We start from the raw sequence: 23,234 nt of genomic DNA, 5'->3' as shown, positions 1-23,234 counted from the left end.
GGACGCAGCACGCGCTTGCCACGCACCTCCACCGGCTTGGCCGACTTGCGCTGCAGGCGGTCGAGCTTCTCGCGCGTTTTCTCCTTCATCGCCGGCAACGCCTGCGGGGCCAGTCCCACCTCGGCGCTGAGGATGTCCACTTCGCGCTGATCCATCTCACGCCAGCGGCCCATGGTCAGGTCTGACGTCAGGAATACCGGACCGAAGCGCACGCGCTTCAGACGGCTGACCACCAGCCCCTGGGATTCCCACAGACGGCGCACCTCGCGGTTGCGGCCTTCCATCACCACGCAGTGATACCAGTGGTTGAAGCCCTCGCCACCCGGCGCTTCCTTGATGTCGGTGAACTTGGCCGGACCGTCTTCGAGCATCACGCCTTTCTTGAGGTTCTCCAGCATCTCCTCGGTCACCTCGCCGCGCACACGCACCGCGTACTCGCGGTCCATCTGGTAGGAGGGGTGCATCAGGCGGTTGGCCAGTTCACCGTCAGTGGTGAACAGCAGCAGGCCGGTGGTGTTGATGTCGAGGCGACCGATATTGATCCAGCGGCCTTCCTTGGGGCGTGGCAGACGGTCGAACACGGTAGGACGGCCTTCCGGGTCGTCACGGGTGCAGATCTCGCCATCGGGCTTGTTGTAGATCAGAACGCGACGCACCGAGCCGGTGATCTCTTCGCGCTTGAGCAGGCGACCATCGAGGGCGATGGCGTCGTTGGCATCGACACGCTGGCCCAGGGTGGCAGCGGCGCCATTGACCTTGACCCGGCCTTCGCCGATCCAGGTTTCGATTTCGCGACGGGACGCGAGGCCCATGCGGGCCAGGACTTTCTGCAGTTTCTCGCCTGCAGGGCGCGGTTGTTCGTGCTCTGTCATCTCGGGCACCTCCCGGTGTAGTGATGGATGATCGAAGGGCGCGCATCATACGCGTAGTGGAGCCCATAGGGTAGACGATGGCGCAGCATTCGCCCGGATAAACATCCTGCACTGACTGGCAGCGGCCCAGACTCGGACGACGCCTTGGCCTATGCGCCGGGCATTGTGGAAGCTTTGCGGTCAGTGCTTGCGACGGCCAGTGGCCTCCAGCGCCAGCAGGCGCATATCGGCTTCGGCCAGCAGCATCAGGCGCTCGCTCTTGCTCAGACGCTTCCAGCCCTTGATTTCCTGGCGGCTGCGGCCGCAGCCCAGGCAGATGTCCCGTTCGAACTCACAGACCTTGATGCAGGGATTCTTGCTCATTGATCGCCTCGATCAGGATGGATCGGTTGCGCGCAAGAATAAGGGCTCGGTGAGCGAGAAGGAGATTGAAGGATTCGATGCCCTGCTTAAACGCCGTCAATGCAACGGTTCGTCACCTTGCATGTCGGCCAGGTCGGGCTCGGCAGGCGCACCCTCGTCCTCCTCCAGACGCAGGTCATCGAAGTCGGTCTTGAGCCCCTGCTCCATCGAGTCCAGCTCGGCCAGCAGGCTGCGGAAGCTGGTTTCCTCGCGCGGCTCGCCAGGCTCGCCCTCTTCCTGCAGTGCCAGATCGGCGCGCGCCTGCAGGCCCTGCGGCACCTCGGCATCGTCGTCCAGAGCCAGTTCCGGCTCCGGTTCCAGTTCGCGCAGGGCGGCGAGCGGCGGCAGCTCGTCCAGGCTCTTCAGGTTGAAATGATCGAGAAAGCCCTTGGTGGTGGCGAACATCGCCGGGCGACCGGGCACGTCGCGATAGCCCACCACGCGAATCCACTCGCGCTCGAGCAAGGTCTTGGTGATGTTGCTGTTGACCGCCACGCCCCGCACATCCTCGATTTCGCCGCGGGTGATGGGCTGGCGGTAGGCGATCAGCGCCAGGGTTTCCAGCAGCGCACGGGAATAGCGCTGCGGGCGCTCTTCCCACAGGCGGCCTACCCAGGGCGCGAAGCGCTCACGCACCTGCAGGCGATAGCCCGAAGCGACCTCCTTGAGCTCGAAGGCCCGGCCCTCGCAAGACTGACGCAGGATTTCCAGCGCAGCCTTGAACTGCTCCGGCTCGGGCCGCTCGCCCTCCTCGAAGAGTTCGAAAAGACGTTCCAGCGACTGCGCCTTACCGGAAGCCAGCAGAAAGGCTTCGAGCAACTGGGCCAGTTCTTTGGGGTCGTTCAGGTTCATTCGGCACGGGCTCGTACATGGATGGCGGCGAAAGGCTCATTCTGCACCAGCTCGACCAGAGATTCCTTGATCAATTCGAGCACCGCCATGAAGGTGACCACCACGCCGAGACGCCCTTCCTCCGCGGCGAACAGCTCGACGAACGGAACAAAGCCACCGCCCTTGAGGCGCTCCAGCACTTCGCTCATGCGCTCACGGGTGGACAGGGCTTCGCGGGTGATCTGATGGCTCTCGAACATGTCGGCGCGACGCAGCACCTCGGCCATCGACAGCAGCAACTCTTCCAGGCTGACGTCCGGCAACAGCTTGCGCGCCCGCGCTTCGGGTGCATCCAGCCTGGGAACCGTGACGTCGCGGCCAACCCGCGGCAGCTCGTCCAGGCCTTCGGCCGCAGCCTTGAAGCGTTCGTACTCCTGCAGACGGCGAATCAGCTCGGCGCGAGGGTCGTCCTCTTCCTCCTCCGATTCGGCCGAGCGCGGCAGCAACATGCGCGACTTGATCTCGGCGAGCATCGCGGCCATCACCAGATACTCGGCGGCCAGCTCCAGACGCACCGTGTGCATCAGTTCGACGTAGCCCATGTACTGGCGGGTGATTTCCGCCACCGGGATGTCGAGGATGTCGATGTTCTGCTTGCGGATGAGGTAAAGCAGCAGATCCAGCGGGCCCTCGAAGGCTTCGAGAAACACTTCCAGCGCATCCGGCGGGATGTACAGATCCAGCGGCAGCTCGGTGACCGCCTCGCCGTAGACCAGGGCGAACGGCAGCTCCTGCTGCGCACCGGCCTGGCTATCGGCGGCTGGCGTGACGGGCTCGGTCATCGGCTGGCGCTCCTCAACGGTAATTCAGGCCCATGGCCAGGCGCACCTCGGCCAGGGTATCGCGCGCCTCGTCACGGGCACGCTCGGCGCCCTCGGCGAGAATGCTGCGTACCAGGTCGGGGCTGTCTTCGTAGTCGATGGCGCGCAGCCGCAGCGGTGCCAGCTCGGCTTGCACGGCAGAGCACAGCGCGCTCTTGCAGTCGAGGCAACCGATGGAAGCGCTGCGGCAGCCCTCCACCACCCAGTGCAAGCGCTCATCGGGCGAGTACAGCTGATGCAGCGACCAGACGGGGCAGCGCTGCGGCTCACCCGGGTCATCGCGATGCACCCGCGCCGGGTCGGTGGGCATGCGCCGCAGCTTCTCCTCGAGTTCGGCATCGCCGTCACGCAGGAAGATCGCATTGCCGCTGGACTTGGCCATCTTCTGGCCGTCCAGACCAGGCACCCGCGAGGGATCGGCGAGCAGAGGCTGAGGCTCGGCGAGGATCACCTTGGCGGATCCCTCGAGGTAGCCGAACAGACGCTCCTGATCGCCCAGGGTGATGTTGCTCTGCTCCTTGAGCAGCGCGCGGGCGGTTTCCAGGGCCTCGACGTCGCCCTGCTCCTGATAGGCCTTGCGCAGGCTGCTGTAGAGCCTGCCCGCCTTCTTGCCCAGCTTGCCGATGGCGGCCTCGGCCTTCAGCTCGAAGTCCGGCTCGCTGCCATACAGATGATTGAAGCGCCGCGCCACTTCGCGGGCGAACTCGATATGCGGCAACTGGTCGGCCCCCACCGGCACCAGCCCGGCGCGATAGAGCAGGATGTCCGCCGCCTGCAACAGCGGGTAGCCGAGAAAGCCGTAGGTGGCCATGTCCTTGCCGTCCTGACGTTCCTGCTGTTCCTTGTAGGAGGGCACGCGCTCCAGCCAGCTCAGCGGGCAGATCATCGACAGCAGCAGGTGCAGCTCGGCATGCTCGGGCACCTGCGACTGCACGAACAGCGTCGCCGAACTGGGGCTGACGCCTGCGGCCAGCCAGTCCACCGCCATGTCCATGACGTGCTGCGACAGCTGGCCGACCTCGGCGTAGTCGGTGGTCAGCGCATGCCAGTCGACGATGCAGAAGAAGCAGTCGTATTCGTGCTGCAACTTGACCCAGCTCTTCAGCACGCCATGGTAATGCCCGAGATGCAGACGACCGCTGGGGCGCATTCCCGACAGCACCCGCCGCTCGGAGTCGATAAGGCTCAAACCGTTCCACCTGAAACAACAGACAAGACCGCGGAGTATAGGGCAGCCGGGGGCACAACGGAAAAGGTTGGCGGAACCCGCCAGTCGGCGGCGGAGTCAAACCATCGATGCCGGCGAACGCCCCGCGGGTCGTGATTCCGGCGGAACCACAACCCACCGGGAGCCCATCATGAACAAGAATTTCCTCTCCCTGATCAGCCATCTGCTGATGGTCTGCCTGTTCGTCGCCACCCTGCCCGCCCAGGCCAGCATGATCGGCACGCAGGACGTTCTCGCCGAACAGAGCCTCGCCGCCGACCGTGCCAAGATCGATGACTTCCTGGCCCGCGACAACGTGCAGCAAGCCCTGCAGAGCATGGACGTGGCGCCGGATCTGGCGCGCCAGCGCGTCGATGCCATGACGCCTGCGGAAATCGCCAGCCTGTCCCAGCGCATCGACAGCATGCCGGTCGCCGGCGCTCTGAGCGGCACCGACTTCGTCATCATCCTGCTGGTGGCGATTCTGGTCGTGCTGATCCTCTGAGCCGGCCAGGGGCCGCTGCGCAGCGCTGACGAGGTGCAGCGGCCGCCTTACAGATCGACGAATGGCGACGGATCGCCACAGCCCACCCGCAGGATCTCCGGCGTGTCGTCGGCCAGGTTGACCACGGTGGAGGCTTCCAGACCGCCGAAGCCGCCGTCGATGATCAGCTCGACTTGGTGTTCGAGTATCTGGCGCATCTCGTAGGGGTCGGACATCGGCAGCTCGTCACCCGGCAGAATCAGGCTGACGCTCATCAGCGGCTCGCCGAGCTGCTCGAGCAATGCCAGGGCGATCGGGTGGCTGGGCACGCGCAGGCCAATGGTGCGGCGCTTGGGATGCAGCAGCATGCGCGGTACTTCACGGGTGGCATTGAGGATGAAGGTGTAGGGGCCCGGCGTGTGATTCTTCAGCAGACGGAAGGCGGCGGTGTCCACCTTGGCGAACAGGCCGATCTGCGACAGGTCGCGGCAGACCAGAGTGAAGTTGTGTTTGTCGTCGAGCTGACGCAGACGACGAATGCGCTCGACCGCATTCTTGTCGCCGATGGCGCAACCCAGGGCGTAGGACGAGTCGGTGGGATAAACCACCACCCCACCACTGCGAATGATTTCCACGGCCTGTTTTATCAGGCGCGCCTGGGGGTTCTCCGGGTGGACCTGGAAGAATTGGCTCACACTTGCATCCTGCTCATGAAGGGACAGTGGGTGGCTGTGCATGTTCGAAGCGCTCCCAGAGCGCCGTCAGGTCATCAGGCAACGGGCGGTACATGCCCAGTTCGGACCAGTCGCCCGGCGCGTGAAAGTCGCTGCCGACGCTGGCCATCAAGCCGAATTCACGCGCCAGAATCGCCAGGCCGCCGACCTGCTCGGCCGGTTGCATGCCATTGACCACTTCCAGGGCATGCCCGCCTGCCGCCGCAAAATCGGCCACCAAGCGCCGACGCTTACTGCGAGTAAAGTCGTACTGCCAGGGATGCGCCAGGCTGATCCAGGCCTTGGCCGCACGCAAGGTGGCCAGCGTGTCCTCCAGCACCGGCCAGTGCTGTTTGACGTCGCCCAGCTTGCCCGAGCCCAACCACTTGCGAAACGCCTCGGCGCGATCGCGTACATGCCCGGCCCGCACCAGAAATTCGGCGAAATGCGGCCGCGCCGGTGCGTTGCCGCTGTCGCCGAGCTCCTGCTGCACGGCCCGTGCGCCGTCCAGGGCGCCGGGCATGCCCTTGGCAGCCAGGCGTCGATCGATTTCCTGCGCGCGCTGCCAGCGCCCCTGGTGCAAGGCCTCGATGGCCTGGCGCAGCGCCGGCGCTTCGCGTTCGAAGGCATACCCCAGCACATGAATGGTGGCTCCGCCCCAGGTGCAGGACAGCTCGATGCCGTTGACCAGTTGCATGTCCAGAGCCGCCGCAGTGCGCTGCGCCTCGTCGAGCCCTTCCAGGGTGTCGTGATCGGTCAGAGCCAGCACTCGCACGCCACGCGCATGGGCCCGCTCCACCAGTACAGACGGGGCCAGGGCGCCATCGGAGGCGGTGCTGTGGCAGTGCAGATCGACAATCATGGCGGCGCTTTCGTTGAGATTGATGTTTGTTATTATGCCCCACATCCGCCCTCTGGCTGCCGCCGTACGGCATAAAAGCCCCGCCTCACCTCAAATCGACCCAATATAAGGACTGAGATGCTCTACGCCATCATCGCCACCGACGTCGAAAACTCCCTGGATCATCGCCTGGCTGCCCGCCCCGCCCACCTGGCCCGCCTCGAGCAGCTCAAGCAGGAAGGACGCCTGGTTCTGGCCGGTCCGCACCCGGCCATCGACAGCAACGACCCGGGCCCGGCGGGCTTCAGCGGCAGCCTGATCGTCGCCGAGTTCGACTCGCTGGAGGCCGCACAGAGCTGGGCCGACGCCGACCCCTACCGCGCCGCCGGTGTCTACGCCAACGTAGTGGTCAAACCGTTCAAGAAAGTGCTGCCCTGATCTTCCTCTTAGCCGCTCTCGCCCATTAAGGAATCGCGATGCGCTCGATCACGCTGTCATTGCTGGCCACCCTGCTGCTGACCTGCGCCCTGGCCCAGGCCGAGGAAGAAACCACCCCGCCCGCCGCAGCCCCCTCGACAGAGGCGCAAGCGCTGCAGGAGCGCCTGGCGCAGAGCGAACAGTTACGCAACGAGGAAGCCGCAGGCAACGCTGCGCAACTGCAGCGCCTGCGTCAGGAAAACCAGCGCCTGCGCCTGCAGCTCAAGGAGAGCCAGGCGCAGACGCAGCCCGCACTGCTCAGCGAGGAGCAAACCTGGTTCGCCCTCGGCGCCGGGCTCAGCCTGATCTCCGTACTGCTGGGCGCCCTGCTGCGCGGCAGCCGCAAAACCCGCCGCGAGTGGATCAACTGAGCCATGAGCCGGCTGCTGCTGATCGACGACGATCAGGAACTGTGCGAACTGCTGAGCAGCTGGCTGACTCAGGAGGGTTTTCAGGTCACCGCCTGTCACGAGGCCGGCAACGCCCGCCGGGCGCTTGCCCAGCAGGCGCCCGACGCGGTGGTGCTGGATGTGATGCTGCCCGACGGCAGCGGGCTGGAACTGCTCAAGCAACTGCGCAGTGAACATCCCGAGCTGCCGGTGCTGATGCTCTCGGCCCGCGGCGAGCCGCTGGACCGCATTCTGGGTCTGGAGCTGGGCGCCGATGACTACCTGGCCAAACCCTGCGACCCACGCGAGCTGACCGCGCGCCTGCGCGCCGTGCTGCGGCGCACGGCTCCGGCGCCGACCAGCAGCCAGCTGGAACAGGGCGACCTGAGCTTCAGCCCCAACCGCGGCGTGGTCAGCATTGGCGAGCATGACGTGCCGCTGACCCTTTCCGAGAGCCGCCTGCTCGAGGCGCTGCTGCGCCAGCCTGGCGAACCCGTGGACAAACAGGAACTGGCTCAGCTGGCCCTGGGGCGCAAGCTGACCCTGTACGACCGCAGCCTGGACATGCACGTCAGCAACCTGCGCAAGAAGCTCGGCCCGCACCCGGACGGCCGCCCGCGCATCCTCGCCCTGCGCAGCCGCGGCTATTACTACGCCCCGTGATCGCCCGCTGCCGCAGTTGCGTAAACGGCGCATCACTTTGCCTTTACCCAAGCTTTACCCACGCCTGACCGCCCTTGACCTTGACCGCCGCATACTGAGCCCATCCGGTCGTTACCGGTTTCGAGACAAGGAGAATCACCATGCGCAAGACCCTCACCGCCCTGCTGCTCGCCGCCACCCTGCCGACCCTGGCCTTCGCCATGCCGATGAAAGACGGCGCCCCGCGCCATCATGATCGCGACCACGGCATGTTCAAGGAGCTCAACCTGAGCAAGGAGCAGCGTCAGGAATTTCGCAAGCTGATGGGCGAGCAGATGAAGACCCATCGTGACATCACCAAGCGCTACCTGGACAAGCTGCCGGAAGCCGAGAAACAGGCCATGAAGCAGGAGCTGGACAAGGCACGCGCCGACCAGCACAAGGCGCTGCGTGATCTGCTCAACCCCGAGCAGCAGAAGGCCTTCGACGAGCACCAGAAGAAGATGGAGGCTCGCCGTGCCGAAATGGCCGAGTTCAAGGCCTGGAAAGCCGAGAAGGACCAGAAGACCAACTGAGTCTTCCCCGACCACCCGCCGCCGCGCCCTTACCGGGCCCGGCGGCTTCTGCATGAGGTGCTCCCGTGCGTTCACTGTTCTGGCGCATTCTGGCCACTTTCTGGCTGGCCATCGCACTGGTGGCCGGCCTGTCATTGCTGCTCGGCCGCGCCCTGAATCAGGATGCCTGGATTCTGAACCTGCACCCCGGCCTGGACGGTCTCGACCGCAAATGGGCCAAACGCTATGAACAGCAGGGACCGGCAGCCGCCCAGGACTTTCTCGAACAGCGCAAGCGCAAGTACCGCATCGACACCCAGGTGCTCGGCGAAAGCGGTCAGCAGCTGGTCAAAGGCACCTTTCCCTCACGCGCCGCAGCCTTCGAGGCACGTCATGGCGATGACCGTCGCCTGCCCTGGCGCCGTCTGACCGCCGAATACACCAGCCCGGACAGCGGCGAAAGCTACCTGTTCATCTACCGCATCCCGCATCCGGAACTGGCCGCCTGGCACCGAGCCAGCCTGTTCTGGCCACTGAGTGCGATCGCCATCGCCCTGGTGGTGCTGACCCTGTTCAGCCTGCTGTTGACCCTGTCCATCACCCGCCCGCTGGACCGCCTGCGCGGCGCCGTGCACGACCTTGGCCAGACCGCCTACCAGCAGAACAGCCTGGCCCGCCTGGCCACCCGCCGCGATGAATTGGGCCTGCTGGCCAAGGACTTCAATCGCATGGGCGAGCGTCTGCAGGGGCTGATCGGCAGTCAGCGCCAGCTGCTGCGTGACGTCTCCCATGAACTGCGCTCGCCGCTGGCGCGTCTGCGCATCGCCCTGGCGCTGGCCGAACGCGCCGACGCCGCCGAGCGCGACAAGCTATGGCCGCGCCTTGGCCAGGAGTGCGATCGCCTGGAGGCGCTGATCAGTGAAATCCTCGCCCTCGCCCGCCTGGATGCCGACCCCGGCGCCGCGCAGCCAATCGATTTCCTCGCCATGATCAACAAGCTGCAGGACGATGCGCGCCTGACGGCCCCCGAGCAGCGGCTGCAGATTCAACTCGACCGGGATGTGCGACTGGAAGGCTGGCCGGACATGCTGGAGCGGGCACTGGACAACCTGCTGCGCAATGCCCTGCGCTTCAACCCCGTCGGCCAGCCCATCGAGATCAGCGCGCGGCGCCAGGCCGAGCGCCTGCTGCTCAGCGTCCGCGATCATGGCCCCGGGGTGGCCGCCGAGCATCTGGCGCAGCTGGGCGAACCCTTTTTCCGCGCCCCCGGGCAGAGCGGTGGCGGTCATGGCCTGGGCCTGGCCATCGCGCGCCGCGCGGCGCAGCGGCATGGCGGTGAGCTGCTGCTGGCCAACCACCCGGAGGGCGGCTTCGTCGCCACCTTCAGTCTGCCGCTGCAACCTCAGGATCGCCCGTAGCCCGGGCCGCTGACAGGCTCACCGGACGCAGCTGTCAGCCGTTCCAGGCGCTGACGAAATCTTCGAGCGGCAGCTCGGGCGCACGGCGCAATTCACGCTCCGGCGTACCGAGGTAGAGATAGGCGATGATCTGCTCGTCCGCTGCCAAGCCGAGGCCCTTGGCCACGTGGGCGTCGTAGGCCATGTCTCCGGTGCGCCAGACGGCGCCGATGCCCTGGGCGTGAGCGGCCAGCAGAATGCCATGAGCCGCACAACCGGCAGCGATCACCTGCTCGGACGCCGGCACCTTGGGATGAGCCTGAATGCGCGCGATCACCACCACCAGCAACGGCGCCCGCATGGGCATGCCGCGGGCCTTGAGCAATTTTTCTTCCGGCGCCTGGGCATCGGCTGCCAGCAACGCGTCGGCGAACAACTCGCCCATGCGCTCACGGGCCTGCCCCTCTATCGTGAGAAAGCGCCAGGGGCGCAGCTGACCGTGATCGGGTGCGCGCAAGGCCGCGCGAAACAGCAGTTCGCGCTGCGCCGCATCCGGAGCCGGATCGACCAGGCGCGGCACGGAAACACGGTTGAGCAGAGCGTCGAGAGCCTCCATTGGCCACCTCCGAAAACAAGGAGGCGGCATTCTAGCAGGCTCGCAGCCCGAGACAGGTCAGGCGACGCGGTCCGGCGACACCACCGGCTGTACGGGCGGCGTCAGCGGCGGCAGGCCGTGCGCCTTGCGCGCGTCGTCGCAGCGCGGGTTGTGTACGCCGTTCTCCCAGGAAGCCTCGAATTCGCGGCAACTGCTCGAACGCTGCTCGTACATGGTGCAACGAACACCACAGCCAACCTCGCCCAGCAGCTGGGTACAGCGCGCCGGCTTGCTTTCGGTGCCGCGCATGGCGACGTAGTGAGGGCTGATCTGGATGACCTGCTCGTCCGGCACGCTACCGCCCGCGGATTGGCATTCGCCCCAGAAGAAGGACACACGAAAGAACGCGCAGCAGGCGCCGCACGTGAGGCAGGGATTGGCTTCGGACATTTGAGGAGAGCTCGGAAACCGGCGGACGCCGGCAACTGGCGGCTATTCTATGCGCGGCCATGGGCTTGTAAAGCCCCTGCTCATCGGGCTGCTGAAAGCCGCTCCGCTCGCCCATACAGCGTGGCAGCTGGCGGGAGCGCAAGCCTGCCCGGAACAGGCTCTGGCAACGGACAGGGTGCACCGGCTCGCCAGTTTCGACCTCGCCCGCTACGCTTCACAGGGCCTGAGCGCGGCGGTTTACAGCCGCCCGTGCGCGGGTAGAATGGCGCCTTTTCCAACCCGCCTGAGCCCACTCCATGGCCTTGCCGACGCTGCGCATCATCGGTTTCATCATCGGCATCTTTCTGATCACCCTGGCTGTCAGCATGGTCATTCCCATGCTGACCCTGCTGCTCTTCGAACATCCGGAAGACCTCAATGCCTTCCTCTGGTCGAGCATGATCACCCTGATCATCGGTCTGCTTCTGGTGGTGCCGGGGCGCCCGGAAAACCTCAAGCTGCGCCCTCGCGACATGTACCTGCTGACCACCTGCAGCTGGCTGGTGGTGTGCCTGTTCGCCGCGATGCCGATGATGCTGCTGCATCACATCAGCTTCACCGATGCCTTCTTCGAGACCATGAGCGGGGTCACCACCACGGGCTCCACCGTGCTCAGCGGGCTGGACGACGCCTCGCCGGCCCTGCTGATCTGGCGCTCGATGCTGCAATGGCTGGGCGGCATCGGCTTCATCGCCATGGCCGTGGCGATTCTGCCGCTGTTGCGCGTCGGTGGCATGCGCCTGTTCCAGACCGAATCCTCGGACTGGGGCGAGAAGGTCATGCCGCGCTCGCACATGGCGGCCAAGTACATCGTCTTCGTCTACCTGACCTTCACCATCCTGGGAGTGATCGCCTACTGGCTGAGCGGCATGAACTGGTTCGATGCCATCAACCATTCGATGACCTCGATCTCCACCGCCGGCTACTCCACGTCCGACCAGTCGATGGGCAAGTTCGATCCTGCCAGTCATTGGGTCGCCATCGTCCTGATGGTTCTCGGCAGCCTGCCCTTCACCCTCTATGTCGCCAGCCTGCGCGGGCACCGCAAGGCCCTGCTCCGCGACGAGCAGGTACGCGGCTTCGTCGGCATGCTGCTGATCACCTGCGCGCTGTTCAGCCTCTGGCTCTGGCTCAACTCCGAGCACGCCCTGATCGACGCCATACGACTGGCCAGCTTCAACATCATCTCGGTGGCCACCACCACCGGCTATGCCCTGGGTGACTACACCGCCTGGGGCGGTTTCGCGGTCATGGCGTTCTTCTACCTGACCTTCGTCGGCGGCTGCTCGGGCTCTACCACCGGCGGTCTGAAGATGTTCCGCTTCCAGGTCGCGCTGACCCTGCTGCATGCCAACCTCAAGCAGATGGTGCACCCGCGCGCGGTGATCAAGCAGCAGTACAACGGGCACAACCTCGATGAGGAAATCGTCCGTTCGATCCTTACCTTCTCCTTCTTCATCACCATGACCATCGGCGCCATCGCCCTGTTTCTCGCCCTGCTCGGCCTGGACCCGCTGACCGCGCTGAGCGGCGCCGCCACGGCGGTGTGCAACGTCGGCCCGGGCCTGGGGCCGATCATCGGGCCGGCCGGCAACTTCGCCAGCCTGCCGGATGCTGCCAAGTGGGTGCTGGCCGCCGGCATGCTGCTCGGGCGTCTGGAAATCGTCACCGTGCTGGTGCTGTTCACCGCCAGCTTCTGGCGGCACTGAGACCGGCAGCGCCGCTCAGGAGGCGAACCCGCGCTGCGCGCGGTATTCCCCCGGCGTTTCGCCGAACCAGCGGCGGAACGCGCGGAAGAAGTTGCTCGGGTCGGCGAACCCGAGCAGATAGGCGACCTCCAGCAGCGTCAGATCGACCTGGCCGAGATACTGCTCGGCAAGGTCGCGGCGGGTGTCGTCGAGCAGTTGCTGATAGCTGGTGCCCTCCTCCTGCAGACGGCGCTGCAGGGTTCGCTGCGAAAGATGTAGTGCCTGCGCCACCGTCTCGCGCCGCGGCTCACCCTGCGGCAGCAGGCGACACAACACCTGACGCGCCTGGTGAGTGACGCGGCTGCCGGAAAAGCGCGCCAGGTAATCACCGGCGAAACGATCGTGCAGCTGGGCCAGGGCCTCGTTGGCGCTGGGCAGCTGCGCCTCGACATCCCCGCGCTCGAAAATCAGGCCATAGTGCTCGGCATTGAACCTGAGCGGGGCCTGGAAGACCTGCTGGTAAGGCCCGAGGTCTGCCGGCGGGGGCCCCTGGAAGCGGATCTCCCGCGGGCGAATGGGCTTACCGGTCAGCCAGCGACAGAATGCCAGGCAGTAGGCAAGGGACGCCTCGGCGCTCTGCCGCGCGGGCGGCAGGCGGTCGCCGTGAATGGCCAGGGTCAGGGCATAGCCATCGGGCTGCGGCAGCAGGTTCAGGTCCGCCCCCTCGCCGATGATGCGCTGATAGCGCACCAGGCGGGTGAAGCCCTCGCGCAGGTTGCGACTGGACATCAGCGCATAGCCGACGACATGGAAGGACGCCGGGCGCACCACCTGCGCCATGTTCAGCCCGATCGCCGGATTGCCCGACAGCGCCACGGCGTGCTGCCACACGCGGGTCATGCCGTCCTGCGGAAAGCGTGCATCGGGATCGTTCAGCGCGGCGTAGTCCAGACCCAGCTCGGCGAACAGGCCGACGCAGTCGACGCCGCCCAGCTCCAGTGCCTGCACGATGGCCAATGCCCAGTTGGAGGATGTGGTTCTCTCGCTCATCGTCTTGTTCTTGTGGTGGGCCAACAAGCTCGGGGTTGGCGGCGCAAGGATACTAGACTGGCACCTTAAGTCAGTGGCCCGAGGAGACAGCCACCCTAAACTCAAGCATGACAATAACAGGAGGTGCGCCATGACCGCCCAGAGCAAAGAACGCTATCAGAGCTTCGCCGAGTTCTACCCCTACTACCTGCAGGAGCACAGCAACCCCACCTGCCGCCGCCTGCACTACGTCGGCAGTCTGCTGGTGCTGGCGATTCTCGCCTACGCCCTGCTCAGCCAGCAGTGGCTGTGGCTGCTGGCGCTGCCCCTGGTCGGCTACGGCTTCGCCTGGGTCGGCCATTTCGTGTTCGAAAAGAATCGCCCGGCGACCTTTCAATACCCCCTGTACAGCCTGATGGGCGACTGGGTGATGCTCAAGGATGCCTTTACCGGCCGTATCCGCTTCTAGCCGCCTCGCAGGGTACGCTGCGCGCAGCAACGCGCGCCTTCCGCGGTGCGCACCGGCAAGCGAATGCCGGCGCGGCGCACCTCCGCCTGGCGGGTCTCTTGCCGACCGCCTGCCACTACTTTGGCGCCACTCGGCGGGCGCGCTTGGCTGACCGCCACCCCTTGGTTATGATCCCCGCCCATTGAGCCACTGGCTCGGGTCTTGCAGACCACCTTCGAGCGTCCGACAAGAGACGTCAGAATTCCAGCAGGGACAGTTCCAGCAGATGAAGTCAGTCACTCTCAGCCGTGCCAACGGGCTGCCGACGCCGCCGTTGCGCGAATACTATTCGCGCGTACTGGCCTATATCGCCACAGCAGCCAGCGTCGCCGCCGGAACCTATGTCGGGCACTTCACCTACGACATCCTGTGGATGGTGCCCTACGCCCTGCTCTACCCCCACCTGGCGCACAACCTGAGCCGCCGCTTCAAGCGCGACCATCCGCAACAGACCGATCTCGCCCTGCTGTTCATCGATGCCCTGCATGCCGGCGCCGCCTCGGTGCTGCTCGGCTTTTCCACCGTGCCCAGCCTGATGTTCCTGCTGACGCTGAGCTTCAGCGCCCTGGTCATCGGCGGCCTGCGCTACCTGGGCCTGGCCCTGCTGGTGGCCGCCAGCGCAATGGCCCTGTGCGCCGCCGTGGTGGAGGTGCAGCCGCACACGGAAACCCCGACGCTGGTGGCGCTGGTCAGCATTCTCTTCGCCACCCTGTACATCTGCATCACCGCCTACTTCGTCAACCAGCAGGGCCTGCGCCTGGCCCAGGTACGCAGCGAGATCAAGCGCGAGCAGGAAAAGGCCGCGCGACTGGCGCGCAACCTGGCCAAGTACCTGTCGCCGCAGGTGTGGGAGTCGATCTTCACCGGCAAGAAGAGCGTGCGTCTGGAAACCCAGCGCAAGAAGCTGACGGTGTTCTTCTCCGACATCAAGGGCTTCACCGAGCTGTCGGAGGAGCTGGAAGCCGAGGCCCTGACCGATCTACTCAACACCTACCTCAACGAGATGTCGAAGATCTGCCTGAAGTATGGCGGCACCATCGACAAGTTCATCGGCGACAGCGTCATGGTGTTCTTCGGCGACCCCTCCAGCCAGGGCGCCAAGAAGGATGCGGTGGCCGCGGTTTCCATGGCCATCGCCATGCGCAAGCACATGAAGGTGCTGCGCCAGCAGTGGCGCGCCCAGGGCATCACCAAGCCGCTGGAAATCCGCATGGGCCTCAACACCGGCTACTGCACCGTGGGCAACTTCGGCGCCGACACGCGCATGGACTACACCATCATCGGCCGCGACGTGAACCTCGCCAGCCGCCTGGAAAGCGCCGCCGAGGCCGGCGAGATCCTCATCTCCCACGAGACCTATTCGCTGGTCAAGGACGTGATCATGTGCCGCGACAAGGGCCAGATCACCGTCAAGGGCTTCACCCGTCCGGTGCAGATCTACCAGGTGGTGGACTTCCGCCGCGACCTGGGCGCCACCTCCAGCTACGTCGAGCACGAGCTGCCGGGCTTCTCCATGTACCTGGACACCAACGGCATCCAGAACTTCGACAAGGAACGGGTGATCCAGGCGCTCAACCAGGCCGCCGAGAAGCTGCGCGACAAGGTCATTCTGTAAGGTTCGCGCGGAGCACGCTCGCGCAGGATGCGCCGTGCGCACCGAAAGAACCCGCTACCGACTGTCCACCAACGCCTCGCCCAGCGCCGCCGGCTCGCCGTCGATCAGCGGCTGCAGGGCCAGGAACTCCAGCGCCGAAGCCCGCCAGGACTGCGCAGCCGCCAGCTCGGCGCAGCGCGCCCGATCCAGTTCCAGCGCCGCCAGGCAGGCTGCGCCCAGATCGTCATCCAGCACCCCACTGACGCCCTGTTGCAGCACATCCAGCGGCCCGGCCACCGGGAAGGCCGCCACTGGCGTGCCGCAGGCCAGCGCCTCGAGCATCACCAGACCATAGGTATCGGTGCGCGAGGGGAAGACCAGCACCGACGCATCCTGATAGGCCTCGGCCAACGCCTGGCCATGGCGATAACCGAGAAAGCGCACCTGCCGATAGCGCAGCTGCAGCGCCTCGCGCTGCGGACCGTCACCGACCACACGCTTCTCGCCGGGCAGCTGCAGATCGAGAAAGGCCTCGAGGTTTTTCTCCGGGGCGATACGCCCGACGTAGAGAAACACCGGATGCGGCGGCCGTGGGCGACTTTGCTCGGGGCGAAACAAGGTGGTATCGACCCCCTTGCGCCACAGCTGCAGGGGTTGCAGGTGCCAGCCGGCAAACTCCTCGCGCAGGCGCTCGGTGGTTACCAGTACCGCCTGACTGGTGCGGTGGAAGGCCCTCAGGTAGGCGTAGCCCCAGCGCGGTGCGATCCACGGCCAGCGTGTGCTGACGTACTCGGGAAAGCGGGTGTGGATGGCGCTGGAGAACGCCAGGCCGCGCTTGTTCAACCAGTTGCGCGCCGCCCAGCCCAGCGGCCCTTCGGTCGCGAGATGCACGCAGTCGGGGCGAAAGTCGCGAATCGCCGCGCCGACCCGCCACAGATCCCACACCAGCGGGATCTCCGCATAGGTCGGACAGGGCACTGAACGAAAATCCGCCGGCGACAGCAGCTTGACCTGATGACCCAGGCCGCGCAGCTCGCGCACCAGGGCAGCCAGGCTGGTGACCACGCCATTGACCTGCGGCGACCAGGCGTCGGAGACGATCAGTATCCTCATGCGCCGGTCTCGAGCACGGCAGCGGCCTGTTCCTCACCGACCAGGCGCGCCTGCGCCTCGGCCAGGCGATACAGCTCGATCTGCCCGTCCCAGTGCTCGATCAGCGCCGTGCAGGACTCCACCCAGTCGCCGCAGTTCATGTACTCCACCCCGCCGACCTGGCGGATCTCGGCGTGGTGGATGTGACCGCACACGACGCCCTGCAGGCCGCGCTTGACGCATTCGTGGGCGATGGCCTCCTCGAAGTCGCTGATGAAGTTCACCGCGGTCTTGACCTTGTGCTTGAGGTAGGCCGACAGCGACCAGTAGCCATAGCCCCAGCGGCTGCGCCAGTGGTTGAGCCAGCGGTTGAGGGTCAGGGTGAATTCGTAGGCCGAGTCGCCGAGAAAGGCCAGCCAGCGGTGGTAGCGGGTGATCACGTCGAACTGGTCGCCATGGATCACCAGCAGGCGGCGGCCGTCGACGGTGACGTGCTCGGCCTCGTCGACCAGCTGGATGTTGCCCAGCATCAGGCTGGAATAGCGGCGCAGGAACTCGTCGTGGTTGCCGGTGACGTAGATCACCTCGGTGCCGCGCTTGCTCATGGTCAGCAGACGGCGGATCACGTTGGTGTGCGCCTGCGGCCAGTAGATGCCGCCGCGCAGCTTCCAGCCGTCGATGATGTCACCCACCAGGTAGATGCGATCGGCGTGGTAGCGCTTGAGGAAGGCCGCCAGGTGCTCGGCCTGACAGTCGCGGGTGCCAAGGTGCACGTCGGAGATCCACAGGGTGCGGACACGTTGCTTGCGGGTGGGCTTGGCGAGCTGGGCGCTGGTCATGGGCGGCCTCCGGCTGGGTTTAGACGAGCTTGAGGCGTAGCGGTGAAAGGCTTGTGACAATGCAACGACGATTCGATGACGCAGCGCGGAACCCTGGCCAGACGGTACACTGCGACGGTTGCCGAGGAAGCCGCCATGCCCCCGATCCTGTCATTGCGTCATTACAGCCACGAAGTGCTCTGCCATAGCCACGACCACGCCCAGCTGGTGTTCGGCCTGGCCGGCGAGCTGCAGTTCGAGGTGGCCGATCAGGGCAGCCGGGTACTGCGCCACCAAGTAGCCGTGGTACCGGCCGAGGCTCGCCATGCCTGCGGCAGCCCGCGCGGCAGCCAGTGCCTGGTGCTGGACCTGCCGGCCAACGACTGGCTCGAACGGCAACTCGGCCACCATGCCGACAGTATCCAGCGCCTGCTGGACAAGCCACGGGCGATGCAACTCGATCCCGTGCAGGGCCAGCTGCTCAGCTGGCTCGCCAGCAGCCCGATCAACGACCCGGTGATCGCCAACCAGGGCGCGGCGCTGCTGCTCGGCAGCCTGGCCTACGGCGGGCAGCACGTGCAGCCCGGCGGCCTGCCGCTGGCGGCGCTGGACAGCTATATCGAGCAGCATGCCGCGCGCCCTCTGCAGGTCGCCGACCTGGCCCGTCTGGCCGGCCTTTCGGTGGCGCGCTTTCACGCGCGCTTTCTGGCCGAGACCGGGCGCACGCCCATGGAGCATCTGCGCCTGCAGCGCCTGCGCCTGGCCGAACGCCTGCTGCTGGACAGTGACCTGCCCGTCGGCGAGGTGGCGGCGCGAGTCGGCTACGCCTCGCAGAGCGCCTTTACCGCCGCCCTCTCCCGCCACCTGGGCATGACCCCGCGACAGTTGCGCCGCGGCCGCTAGTTGCCTATCGGCGCACCCGACTCCTGTGTAGGGTGCGCCGTGCGCACCGAAGGAAGTCCTGGAGGCATGGGCGCGCACCGGAACGATCGGTTGGCCTCGGTGCGCGCGGCGCACCCTACGCGCTGCCGAGAGCCTTGCGACAAAACTCATCACTCCCGCGACAGACAGCTCGGGTCTGCGGCACCTAGACTGCGCCGCATCAACAAGGAGCATCCCATGCAAACCATCGAATGGCAGGATTTCGAAAAGGTGGAGCTGCGCGTCGGCACCATTCGCAGCGCTCGCCCCAATGAGAAGGCCGTGAAGCCGGCCTACGTGCTGGAGGTGGACCTGGGCGAGCTGGGCCTCAAAACCTCCAGCGCCCAGCTCACCGCTCACTACAGCTGCGACGAACTGCCGGGCCGCCAGGTGCTGTGCGTGTGCAACTTCGCGCCCAAGCGCATCGCCGGCATACGTTCGGAAATCCTGGTGACGGGGGTCTACGACAGCGAACAGCGCGTCGTGCTCGCCGGTTTCGACAGGCCGCTGCCCAACGGGGCGCGCCTGGCATGAAGGAACGTAATGCCCTGCTGGCAATTCACCTCGGTGCCCTGCTGTTCGGTCTGTCGGGCATCTTCGGCAAGCTGGCAGCCACCACCCCGAACATGATCGCCGGCGGCCGGGCGCTTTTCGCCATCCTCGCCCTGGGCCTGACGGCCGTGCTCTGGCGCAATCGCAACGCGCTACGCCCGAACCTGCGCCAGGTCGCCCTGCTGGCCATCGGCGGGCTGCTCCTGGGCGCGCACTGGGTGACCTTCTTCGAAGCGGTCAAGGTCGCCGGCGTGGCTATCGCCACCCTCGGCTTCGCCAGCTTCCCGGCGTTCACCGTATTGCTGGAAGGGCTGCTGTTTCGCGAGCGAACGCGTCCCATGGAGTTCGCCATGGTCGGCGTGGTCTGCCTGGGGCTGGTGCTGGTCACCCCGGAATTCAGTCTTGCCAGCACCGCCACCGGCGGGCTGCTGTGGGCGGTCCTATCCGGCTTCCTGTTCGCCCTGCTGTCACTGCTCAACCGCGCCAGTACGCGCGGCCTCGACCCGGTACAGGCGGCGCTGTATCAGAACCTCACGGTGTTCGTCTGCTTCATGCCGCTGGCCTGGCCGCTGCTGCCCAGCGTGCGACCGATGGACTGGCTGTGGCTGGCGATGCTCGGGATCTTCTGCACGGGCCTGGCCCACAGCCTCTTCGTCGCCAGCCTGCGTGTGCTCAAGGCGCGTACCACGGCGGTGATCTTCGCCCTGGAGCCGGTCTACGGCATCCTCTTCGCCTGGTGGCTGTTCAGCGAACAACCGACCCTGCGCATGCTGGCCGGCGGCGTGCTGATCGTCGGTGCGATCTTCGTGTCGGCGCGTATGGCGCGTTGAGGGTGAGGGCCGCCTCCGGTCTATGCGCCCGAGAGGCCATGGTGCGCACAGCGCACCCTACCTGTCGTTATGGCCGAGATCGCGGGACGGGTCGATCTGGTCGCGCACGCGCTGCTTGAGCACCTTGGCCTCCGGGAAGCCACCATCGGTCTTGCGCTCCCAGACCTGCACGCCATCGCAGAGAATGCGGAACACGCCGCCGGTGCCCGGCTCCAGGCTGACCTTGCCCAGCTCGTCGGCAAAGGTACTGAGCAGCTCCTGGGCCAGCCAGGCAGCGCGCAGCAACCATTGGCATTGAGTGCAATACGTGATGACGATTTCGGGCTTCTGATCAGGCATGGCTAGGGCTCTGGACTGGGGCGTGGCGCCTATAATAGCCGCCTTTCGTCCTGCCCCTGCCGGAAACCGCCATGCGCCGCCTGCTCTATTCGCTGATCTGCCTGCTCGCCCTGTCCAGCCTGCCCACCATCGCCAGCGAGCGCGTCGGCCTGGTGCTCTCTGGTGGCGCCGCCCGCGGCCTGGCACATATCGGCGTGCTCAAGGCCCTGGAAGAACAGGGTCTGCGCGTCGACGCCATCGCCGGCACCAGCATGGGCGCCATCGTCGGCGGTCTGTACGCGGCCGGCTATTCGGTGGCGGAGCTGGAGCGCCTGGCCCTGGAACTGGACTGGCAACAGGCCCTGTCGGACTCGCCGCCACGTGAGGACATACCCTTTCGCCGCAAGCAGGACGACCGCGATTTCCTGGTCAAGCAGAAGCTCAGCTTCCGCGATGATGGCAGCCTCGGACTGCCCCTGGGGGTCATCCAGGGGCAGAACCTGGCGCTGCTGCTGGAAAGCCTGATGGTGCATCGCAGCGCGACCCGCGACTTCGATCAGTTGCCCATCCCCTACCGCGCCGTGGCCACCGATGTGGTTACCGGCGAGCAGGTGATCATGCGCACCGGCCACCTGCCCCAGGTGATGCGCGCCAGCATGTCGATCCCTGCGGTGTTCGCCCCGGTGGAGCTGGACGGCCGTCTGCTGGTGGACGGCGGCATGGTCAACAACGTGCCGATCGACGTGGCGCGGCAGATGGGGGTGGATCGGGTCATCGTGGTCGACCTCGGCATGCCGCTGAAACCGGCCAAGGATCTGCTCACCGTGGTCGACGTGATGAACCAGTCGATCAACCTGATGATGCGCAAGAACTCCGAGGCCCAGCTCGGCACGCTGGAGGCCGACGACGTGCTGATCCAGCCGCCGCTGGCGGGCTTCGGCGTGGCCGACTTCGACCGTGCCGAGCAGATGATCGAGGCCGGCTACCGGGCCACGCAGATCCAGGCCGAGCGTCTGGCGCGCCTGCAGACCAGCACGGCCGGCAACCCGGCGCTGGCCATGGCGCGCTCGCGCGAGCAGCGCACGCCGGTGATCCGGGAAATCCGCGTGGAGAACGACTCCAAGGTCGGGGATGCGGTGATCCGCCGGCACATCCGTCAGCCACTGGACGAGCCACTGGATGTGGAGCGACTGCAGAAAGACATGGGCACGCTGTACGGCCTGGATTACTTCGAGCGCGTGCAGTATCGCGTGGCGCCGCTGGATGAACGCGGCAGTGCGCTGGTGATTGATGCGCGCGGCAAGCGCACCGGCACCGACTACCTGCGCCTGGGCCTGAACCTGTCCGATGACATGCGCGGCGACAGCACTTTCAACATTGGCGCCAGTTACCGCGTCAACGGCATCAACGAACTGGGAGCCGAATGGCTGACTCGCCTGCAGCTCGGCGACCGTCAGGAGCTGTACAGCGAGTTCTATCAGCCGCTGGACGCCGGCTCGCGCTACTTCGTCGCGCCCTATCTGTTCGGTGAGGCGCAGAACATCGAAGCCATAGTGGACAACGACCCCATCGCCGAGTACCGCCTGGAGCGCTACGGCTATGGCCTCAACCTCGGCCGGCAGATCGCCAACAACGGCGAGATCCGCTTCGGCATCGGCCAGGCCTGGGGCGAGGCGGACGTGCGCGTGGGCGAGCGCGATCTGCCCAGCTTCAGTTTCAGCGAGGGCTATTACGAGCTGAAGTATTCCTTCGACACCCTCGACAACCTCGACTTCCCACGCCGCGGTGAAGACATCGGCCTGTTGCTGCGCCAGTACGACAGTGGCCTGGGTGCGGACGACGAGTACCGCCAATGGCAGCTGGAACTGAGCAAGGTGTTCAGCGTCGAGGCCAATACCTGGGTGCTGGGCGGTCGCTACGGACGCACCCTGGACGAAGCGGATGTCGTCACCTCGGGCTTCGTCCTCGGCGGTGCGCAGGAGCTGTCAGGCTTTCGCCAGGACGCGCTGAGCGGCCAGAACGTGGCCCTGGCGCGAATGGTCTATTACCGCCGACTGACCCAGCGTTCCCTGCTGCCGCTGGACTTCCCCCTGTACCTGGGCATGTCGCTGGAACGCGGCCGGGCCTGGAACAACGACAATGCCTTCGACAGCGGCTACATCAACGCGGCGAGCATCTTCCTCGGCCTGGACACGCCGCTGGGACCGCTGAACTTCAGCTACGGCTTCAACGACGAGCGGGAAAAGGCGCTGTATCTCAACCTCGGCAAGAGTTTCTGAGGCTGCCGGCCGAAAAACTCAGCCCGGCTGAAACGCCCAGGCCGCGCATGGCGCGGCCTGGGTGAAGGGCTCGGTGACCGCGGTCAGGCGATTTCCGCCAGGAGCTGGCGCGCGGCCTGCTTCTGCTGATCGTCGCCCTGATCGATCACTTCGTTGAGGATGTCGCAGGCAGTGGCCAGATCACCCTGCTGGATATAGGCCAACGCCTGGTTGAGCTTGGCCATGTGCTCGGGATCGCCCGCCAGTTGGTCGATGTCGCCCTGCAGGGCCGCAGTGGCATCGGCTTCACCGGCGAAGGCGTCGAGGAAGTTGTCATCCAGCGCCTCATCCGTGAGCACCATCTCCATCTCGCCAAAGGCGCTGAGACCACCGCCTTCGTCGGGCATTTCGAACACCTCCGGCAACTCCTGCAGATTGCTGGAGAAAGACGGATCGAACTCGGGCTGGGCAGCGGCCTTGGGTTTGCTGCGCGCCGCAGGGAACGGGCTGACCAGGTCCCAGTCGGCATCCAGCGACAGGTCGTCGAGGTTGAGCTGGAAATCGGGCTCGGCAACGGGCTGCGCCTGGGCCAGCGGCTGCTGCACCTCGGGCTCGCTGGCCTGGAACGGCTCCGCATGGTGCAAGCCGGGATGGCGAGCCTTGAGCGCATCGATGCGCGCCTCGTCGAAACCTTCGGCACGCAGCACGGCCTGCTCGCGGGCAAAGCCTGCGCCATCGCCGAGCTGCGCCAGCACCTCCAGCAGGCGGAAACGCAGATCGCTGCGCTGCGGCTCCAGGGTCAGCGCCTTGCTCAGCTCGCCACGCGCCTCGTTGATGCGGCCATAGGCGATG

At 66.1% G+C, this 23,234-nt stretch carries 27 protein-coding genes; 13 read left to right on the top strand and 14 right to left on the bottom strand.

What is annotated here, in order from left to right:
• The 5 genes from rluB to N7333_RS19360 form a co-directional block, all read right to left on the bottom strand.
• Window positions 1–872, bottom strand: an 872-nt coding sequence (gene rluB / locus N7333_RS19380; protein WP_279859260.1) for a 23S rRNA pseudouridine(2605) synthase RluB, incomplete at its 3' end; no start/stop codon positions are given.
• Between the two features lie 180 nt (window positions 873–1,052).
• Complete coding sequence (locus N7333_RS19375) at window positions 1,053–1,235, bottom strand: DUF1289 domain-containing protein (RefSeq protein WP_003243528.1); 183 nt, start codon at window positions 1,233–1,235, stop codon at window positions 1,053–1,055.
• A 96-nt stretch (window positions 1,236–1,331) separates the two neighbouring features.
• A complete protein-coding gene (gene scpB, locus N7333_RS19370) occupies window positions 1,332–2,126 on the bottom strand; it encodes an SMC-Scp complex subunit ScpB (protein WP_096826760.1) in 795 nt (264 codons plus the stop codon).
• Complete coding sequence (locus N7333_RS19365; RefSeq protein ID WP_177491255.1) at window positions 2,123–2,821, bottom strand: ScpA family protein; 699 nt, start codon at window positions 2,819–2,821, stop codon at window positions 2,123–2,125. The genes scpB and N7333_RS19365 overlap by 4 nt, the downstream gene beginning before the upstream one ends.
• Before the next feature lie 139 nt (window positions 2,822–2,960).
• The gene (locus tag N7333_RS19360; protein WP_279859259.1) at window positions 2,961–4,175 is read right to left on the bottom strand and encodes a tryptophan--tRNA ligase; all 1,215 of its coding nucleotides are present in this window, start codon (window positions 4,173–4,175) and stop codon (window positions 2,961–2,963) included.
• Window positions 4,176–4,344: 169 nt separating this feature from the next.
• On the opposite strand from N7333_RS19360, the gene N7333_RS19355 reads away from it, so the two are divergent.
• Window positions 4,345–4,698 carry a PA2779 family protein gene (locus tag N7333_RS19355; RefSeq protein WP_003243520.1) on the top strand — a complete coding sequence of 118 codons (354 nt, stop codon included), beginning with the start codon at window positions 4,345–4,347 and terminating at the stop codon, window positions 4,696–4,698.
• Between the two features lie 47 nt (window positions 4,699–4,745).
• Here N7333_RS19355 and N7333_RS19350 read toward each other — a convergent pair whose 3' ends face one another.
• Together N7333_RS19350 and N7333_RS19345 are read right to left on the bottom strand one after the other, a co-directional pair.
• Window positions 4,746–5,372 (bottom strand): L-threonylcarbamoyladenylate synthase, encoded by a 627-nt coding sequence (locus N7333_RS19350; protein WP_003243518.1) that lies wholly within the window; start codon window positions 5,370–5,372, stop codon window positions 4,746–4,748.
• Window positions 5,373–5,385: 13 nt separating this feature from the next.
• The gene (locus N7333_RS19345; protein WP_003243516.1) at window positions 5,386–6,252 is read right to left on the bottom strand and encodes a PHP domain-containing protein; all 867 of its coding nucleotides are present in this window, start codon (window positions 6,250–6,252) and stop codon (window positions 5,386–5,388) included.
• 117 nt (window positions 6,253–6,369) lie between these two features.
• On the opposite strand from N7333_RS19345, the gene N7333_RS19340 reads away from it, so the two are divergent.
• From N7333_RS19340 to N7333_RS19320, 5 genes are all read left to right on the top strand, one after another.
• Entirely contained in the window at window positions 6,370–6,669 is a 300-nt protein-coding gene (locus tag N7333_RS19340) for a YciI family protein (RefSeq protein ID WP_012018315.1), read from the top strand.
• A gap of 38 nt (window positions 6,670–6,707) precedes the next feature.
• Window positions 6,708–7,079 carry a translation initiation factor 2 (IF-2, GTPase) gene (locus N7333_RS19335; RefSeq protein ID WP_096826762.1) on the top strand — a complete coding sequence of 124 codons (372 nt, stop codon included), beginning with the start codon at window positions 6,708–6,710 and terminating at the stop codon, window positions 7,077–7,079.
• A 3-nt stretch (window positions 7,080–7,082) separates the two neighbouring features.
• The gene (locus N7333_RS19330; protein WP_003243511.1) at window positions 7,083–7,760 is read left to right on the top strand and encodes a response regulator transcription factor; all 678 of its coding nucleotides are present in this window, start codon (window positions 7,083–7,085) and stop codon (window positions 7,758–7,760) included.
• Window positions 7,761–7,900: 140 nt separating this feature from the next.
• Window positions 7,901–8,314: a Spy/CpxP family protein refolding chaperone gene (locus N7333_RS19325; protein ID WP_279859258.1), complete on the top strand. Its 414-nt coding sequence runs from the start codon at window positions 7,901–7,903 to the stop codon at window positions 8,312–8,314.
• A 65-nt stretch (window positions 8,315–8,379) separates the two neighbouring features.
• Window positions 8,380–9,711 (top strand): HAMP domain-containing sensor histidine kinase, encoded by a 1,332-nt coding sequence (locus tag N7333_RS19320; protein ID WP_279859257.1) that lies wholly within the window; start codon window positions 8,380–8,382, stop codon window positions 9,709–9,711.
• 34 nt (window positions 9,712–9,745) lie between these two features.
• Here the strand turns inward: N7333_RS19320 and N7333_RS19315 are convergent, their stop codons facing one another.
• Both N7333_RS19315 and N7333_RS19310 read right to left on the bottom strand, forming a co-directional pair.
• Window positions 9,746–10,306: a nitroreductase gene (locus N7333_RS19315; protein ID WP_279859256.1), complete on the bottom strand. Its 561-nt coding sequence runs from the start codon at window positions 10,304–10,306 to the stop codon at window positions 9,746–9,748.
• Window positions 10,307–10,363: 57 nt separating this feature from the next.
• Window positions 10,364–10,735, bottom strand: coding sequence for a YkgJ family cysteine cluster protein (locus tag N7333_RS19310; protein ID WP_003243503.1), 372 nt, complete (start codon window positions 10,733–10,735; stop codon window positions 10,364–10,366).
• Window positions 10,736–11,031: 296 nt separating this feature from the next.
• On the opposite strand from N7333_RS19310, the gene N7333_RS19305 reads away from it, so the two are divergent.
• A complete protein-coding gene (locus N7333_RS19305; protein WP_279859255.1) occupies window positions 11,032–12,483 on the top strand; it encodes a TrkH family potassium uptake protein in 1,452 nt (483 codons plus the stop codon).
• 15 nt (window positions 12,484–12,498) lie between these two features.
• On the opposite strand, the gene N7333_RS19300 is transcribed toward N7333_RS19305, so the two are convergent.
• A complete protein-coding gene (locus N7333_RS19300) occupies window positions 12,499–13,512 on the bottom strand; it encodes an AraC family transcriptional regulator (RefSeq protein WP_279859254.1) in 1,014 nt (337 codons plus the stop codon).
• 130 nt (window positions 13,513–13,642) lie between these two features.
• Between N7333_RS19300 and N7333_RS19295 the strand changes: the two genes are divergently transcribed.
• Window positions 13,643–13,960, top strand: coding sequence for an Mpo1-like protein (locus N7333_RS19295; protein ID WP_003243496.1), 318 nt, complete (start codon window positions 13,643–13,645; stop codon window positions 13,958–13,960).
• 265 nt (window positions 13,961–14,225) lie between these two features.
• Entirely contained in the window at window positions 14,226–15,614 is a 1,389-nt protein-coding gene (locus tag N7333_RS19290) for an adenylate/guanylate cyclase domain-containing protein (RefSeq protein WP_012018308.1), read from the top strand.
• 54 nt (window positions 15,615–15,668) lie between these two features.
• Here N7333_RS19290 and N7333_RS19285 read toward each other — a convergent pair whose 3' ends face one another.
• Window positions 15,669–16,706, bottom strand: coding sequence for a glycosyltransferase family 1 protein (locus tag N7333_RS19285; RefSeq protein WP_279859253.1), 1,038 nt, complete (start codon window positions 16,704–16,706; stop codon window positions 15,669–15,671).
• A complete protein-coding gene (locus tag N7333_RS19280) occupies window positions 16,703–17,524 on the bottom strand; it encodes a UDP-2,3-diacylglucosamine diphosphatase (protein WP_003243490.1) in 822 nt (273 codons plus the stop codon). Before N7333_RS19280 ends, N7333_RS19285 begins: the two co-directional genes overlap by 4 nt.
• Window positions 17,525–17,659: 135 nt before the next feature.
• Between N7333_RS19280 and N7333_RS19275 the strand changes: the two genes are divergently transcribed.
• The 3 genes from N7333_RS19275 to N7333_RS19265 all read left to right on the top strand — a co-directional run bounded on the left by N7333_RS19275 (window position 17,660) and on the right by N7333_RS19265 (window position 19,806).
• Window positions 17,660–18,406 (top strand): AraC family transcriptional regulator, encoded by a 747-nt coding sequence (locus N7333_RS19275; RefSeq protein WP_148117853.1) that lies wholly within the window; start codon window positions 17,660–17,662, stop codon window positions 18,404–18,406.
• 216 nt (window positions 18,407–18,622) lie between these two features.
• Window positions 18,623–18,958, top strand: a complete 336-nt coding sequence (locus tag N7333_RS19270) for a tRNA-binding protein (RefSeq protein ID WP_279859252.1) — start codon at window positions 18,623–18,625, stop codon at window positions 18,956–18,958.
• Complete coding sequence (locus N7333_RS19265; protein ID WP_012018306.1) at window positions 18,955–19,806, top strand: DMT family transporter; 852 nt, start codon at window positions 18,955–18,957, stop codon at window positions 19,804–19,806. The genes N7333_RS19270 and N7333_RS19265 overlap by 4 nt, the downstream gene beginning before the upstream one ends.
• Before the next feature lie 57 nt (window positions 19,807–19,863).
• Here N7333_RS19265 and N7333_RS19260 read toward each other — a convergent pair whose 3' ends face one another.
• A complete protein-coding gene (locus N7333_RS19260) occupies window positions 19,864–20,145 on the bottom strand; it encodes a SelT/SelW/SelH family protein (RefSeq protein WP_003243485.1) in 282 nt (93 codons plus the stop codon).
• Between the two features lie 71 nt (window positions 20,146–20,216).
• Here N7333_RS19260 and N7333_RS19255 point away from each other — a divergent pair, with 71 nt between their 5' ends.
• The gene (locus N7333_RS19255) at window positions 20,217–22,403 is read left to right on the top strand and encodes a patatin-like phospholipase family protein (protein WP_279859251.1); all 2,187 of its coding nucleotides are present in this window, start codon (window positions 20,217–20,219) and stop codon (window positions 22,401–22,403) included.
• Between the two features lie 83 nt (window positions 22,404–22,486).
• Here N7333_RS19255 and N7333_RS19250 read toward each other — a convergent pair.
• On the bottom strand, window positions 22,487–23,234 hold a 748-nt coding region (locus tag N7333_RS19250), incomplete at its 5' end, for a FimV/HubP family polar landmark protein (RefSeq protein ID WP_279859250.1).

The organism is Pseudomonas sp. GD04158 (assembly GCF_029834875.1).
Classification (GTDB): domain Bacteria; phylum Pseudomonadota; class Gammaproteobacteria; order Pseudomonadales; family Pseudomonadaceae; genus Aquipseudomonas; species Aquipseudomonas hydrolytica.
Note: the sequence above shows the minus strand (reverse complement) of the source record. Positions and strands in the feature narration are given on the sequence as shown.

Bases quoted from the DNA above. Each gene is read 5' to 3' on its own strand.
- N7333_RS19375 (WP_003243528.1), bottom strand. From the start codon at position 1,235: ATGAGCAAGAATCCCTGCATCAAGGTCTGTGAGTTCGAACGGGACATC.
- scpB (WP_096826760.1), bottom strand. From the start codon at position 2,126: ATGAACCTGAACGACCCCAAAGAACTGGCCCAGTTGCTCGAAGCCTTT.
- N7333_RS19355 (WP_003243520.1), top strand. From the start codon at position 4,345: ATGAACAAGAATTTCCTCTCCCTGATCAGCCATCTGCTGATGGTCTGC.
- N7333_RS19345 (WP_003243516.1), bottom strand. From the start codon at position 6,252: ATGATTGTCGATCTGCACTGCCACAGCACCGCCTCCGATGGCGCCCTG.
- N7333_RS19340 (WP_012018315.1), top strand. From the start codon at position 6,370: ATGCTCTACGCCATCATCGCCACCGACGTCGAAAACTCCCTGGATCAT.
- N7333_RS19335 (WP_096826762.1), top strand. From the start codon at position 6,708: ATGCGCTCGATCACGCTGTCATTGCTGGCCACCCTGCTGCTGACCTGC.
- N7333_RS19330 (WP_003243511.1), top strand. From the start codon at position 7,083: ATGAGCCGGCTGCTGCTGATCGACGACGATCAGGAACTGTGCGAACTG.
- N7333_RS19325 (WP_279859258.1), top strand. From the start codon at position 7,901: ATGCGCAAGACCCTCACCGCCCTGCTGCTCGCCGCCACCCTGCCGACC.
- N7333_RS19315 (WP_279859256.1), bottom strand. From the start codon at position 10,306: ATGGAGGCTCTCGACGCTCTGCTCAACCGTGTTTCCGTGCCGCGCCTG.
- N7333_RS19310 (WP_003243503.1), bottom strand. From the start codon at position 10,735: ATGTCCGAAGCCAATCCCTGCCTCACGTGCGGCGCCTGCTGCGCGTTC.
- N7333_RS19305 (WP_279859255.1), top strand. From the start codon at position 11,032: ATGGCCTTGCCGACGCTGCGCATCATCGGTTTCATCATCGGCATCTTT.
- N7333_RS19300 (WP_279859254.1), bottom strand. From the start codon at position 13,512: ATGAGCGAGAGAACCACATCCTCCAACTGGGCATTGGCCATCGTGCAG.
- N7333_RS19295 (WP_003243496.1), top strand. From the start codon at position 13,643: ATGACCGCCCAGAGCAAAGAACGCTATCAGAGCTTCGCCGAGTTCTAC.
- N7333_RS19290 (WP_012018308.1), top strand. From the start codon at position 14,226: ATGAAGTCAGTCACTCTCAGCCGTGCCAACGGGCTGCCGACGCCGCCG.
- N7333_RS19285 (WP_279859253.1), bottom strand. From the start codon at position 16,706: ATGAGGATACTGATCGTCTCCGACGCCTGGTCGCCGCAGGTCAATGGC.
- N7333_RS19280 (WP_003243490.1), bottom strand. From the start codon at position 17,524: ATGACCAGCGCCCAGCTCGCCAAGCCCACCCGCAAGCAACGTGTCCGC.
- N7333_RS19275 (WP_148117853.1), top strand. From the start codon at position 17,660: ATGCCCCCGATCCTGTCATTGCGTCATTACAGCCACGAAGTGCTCTGC.
- N7333_RS19270 (WP_279859252.1), top strand. From the start codon at position 18,623: ATGCAAACCATCGAATGGCAGGATTTCGAAAAGGTGGAGCTGCGCGTC.
- N7333_RS19265 (WP_012018306.1), top strand. From the start codon at position 18,955: ATGAAGGAACGTAATGCCCTGCTGGCAATTCACCTCGGTGCCCTGCTG.
- N7333_RS19260 (WP_003243485.1), bottom strand. From the start codon at position 20,145: ATGCCTGATCAGAAGCCCGAAATCGTCATCACGTATTGCACTCAATGC.
- N7333_RS19255 (WP_279859251.1), top strand. From the start codon at position 20,217: ATGCGCCGCCTGCTCTATTCGCTGATCTGCCTGCTCGCCCTGTCCAGC.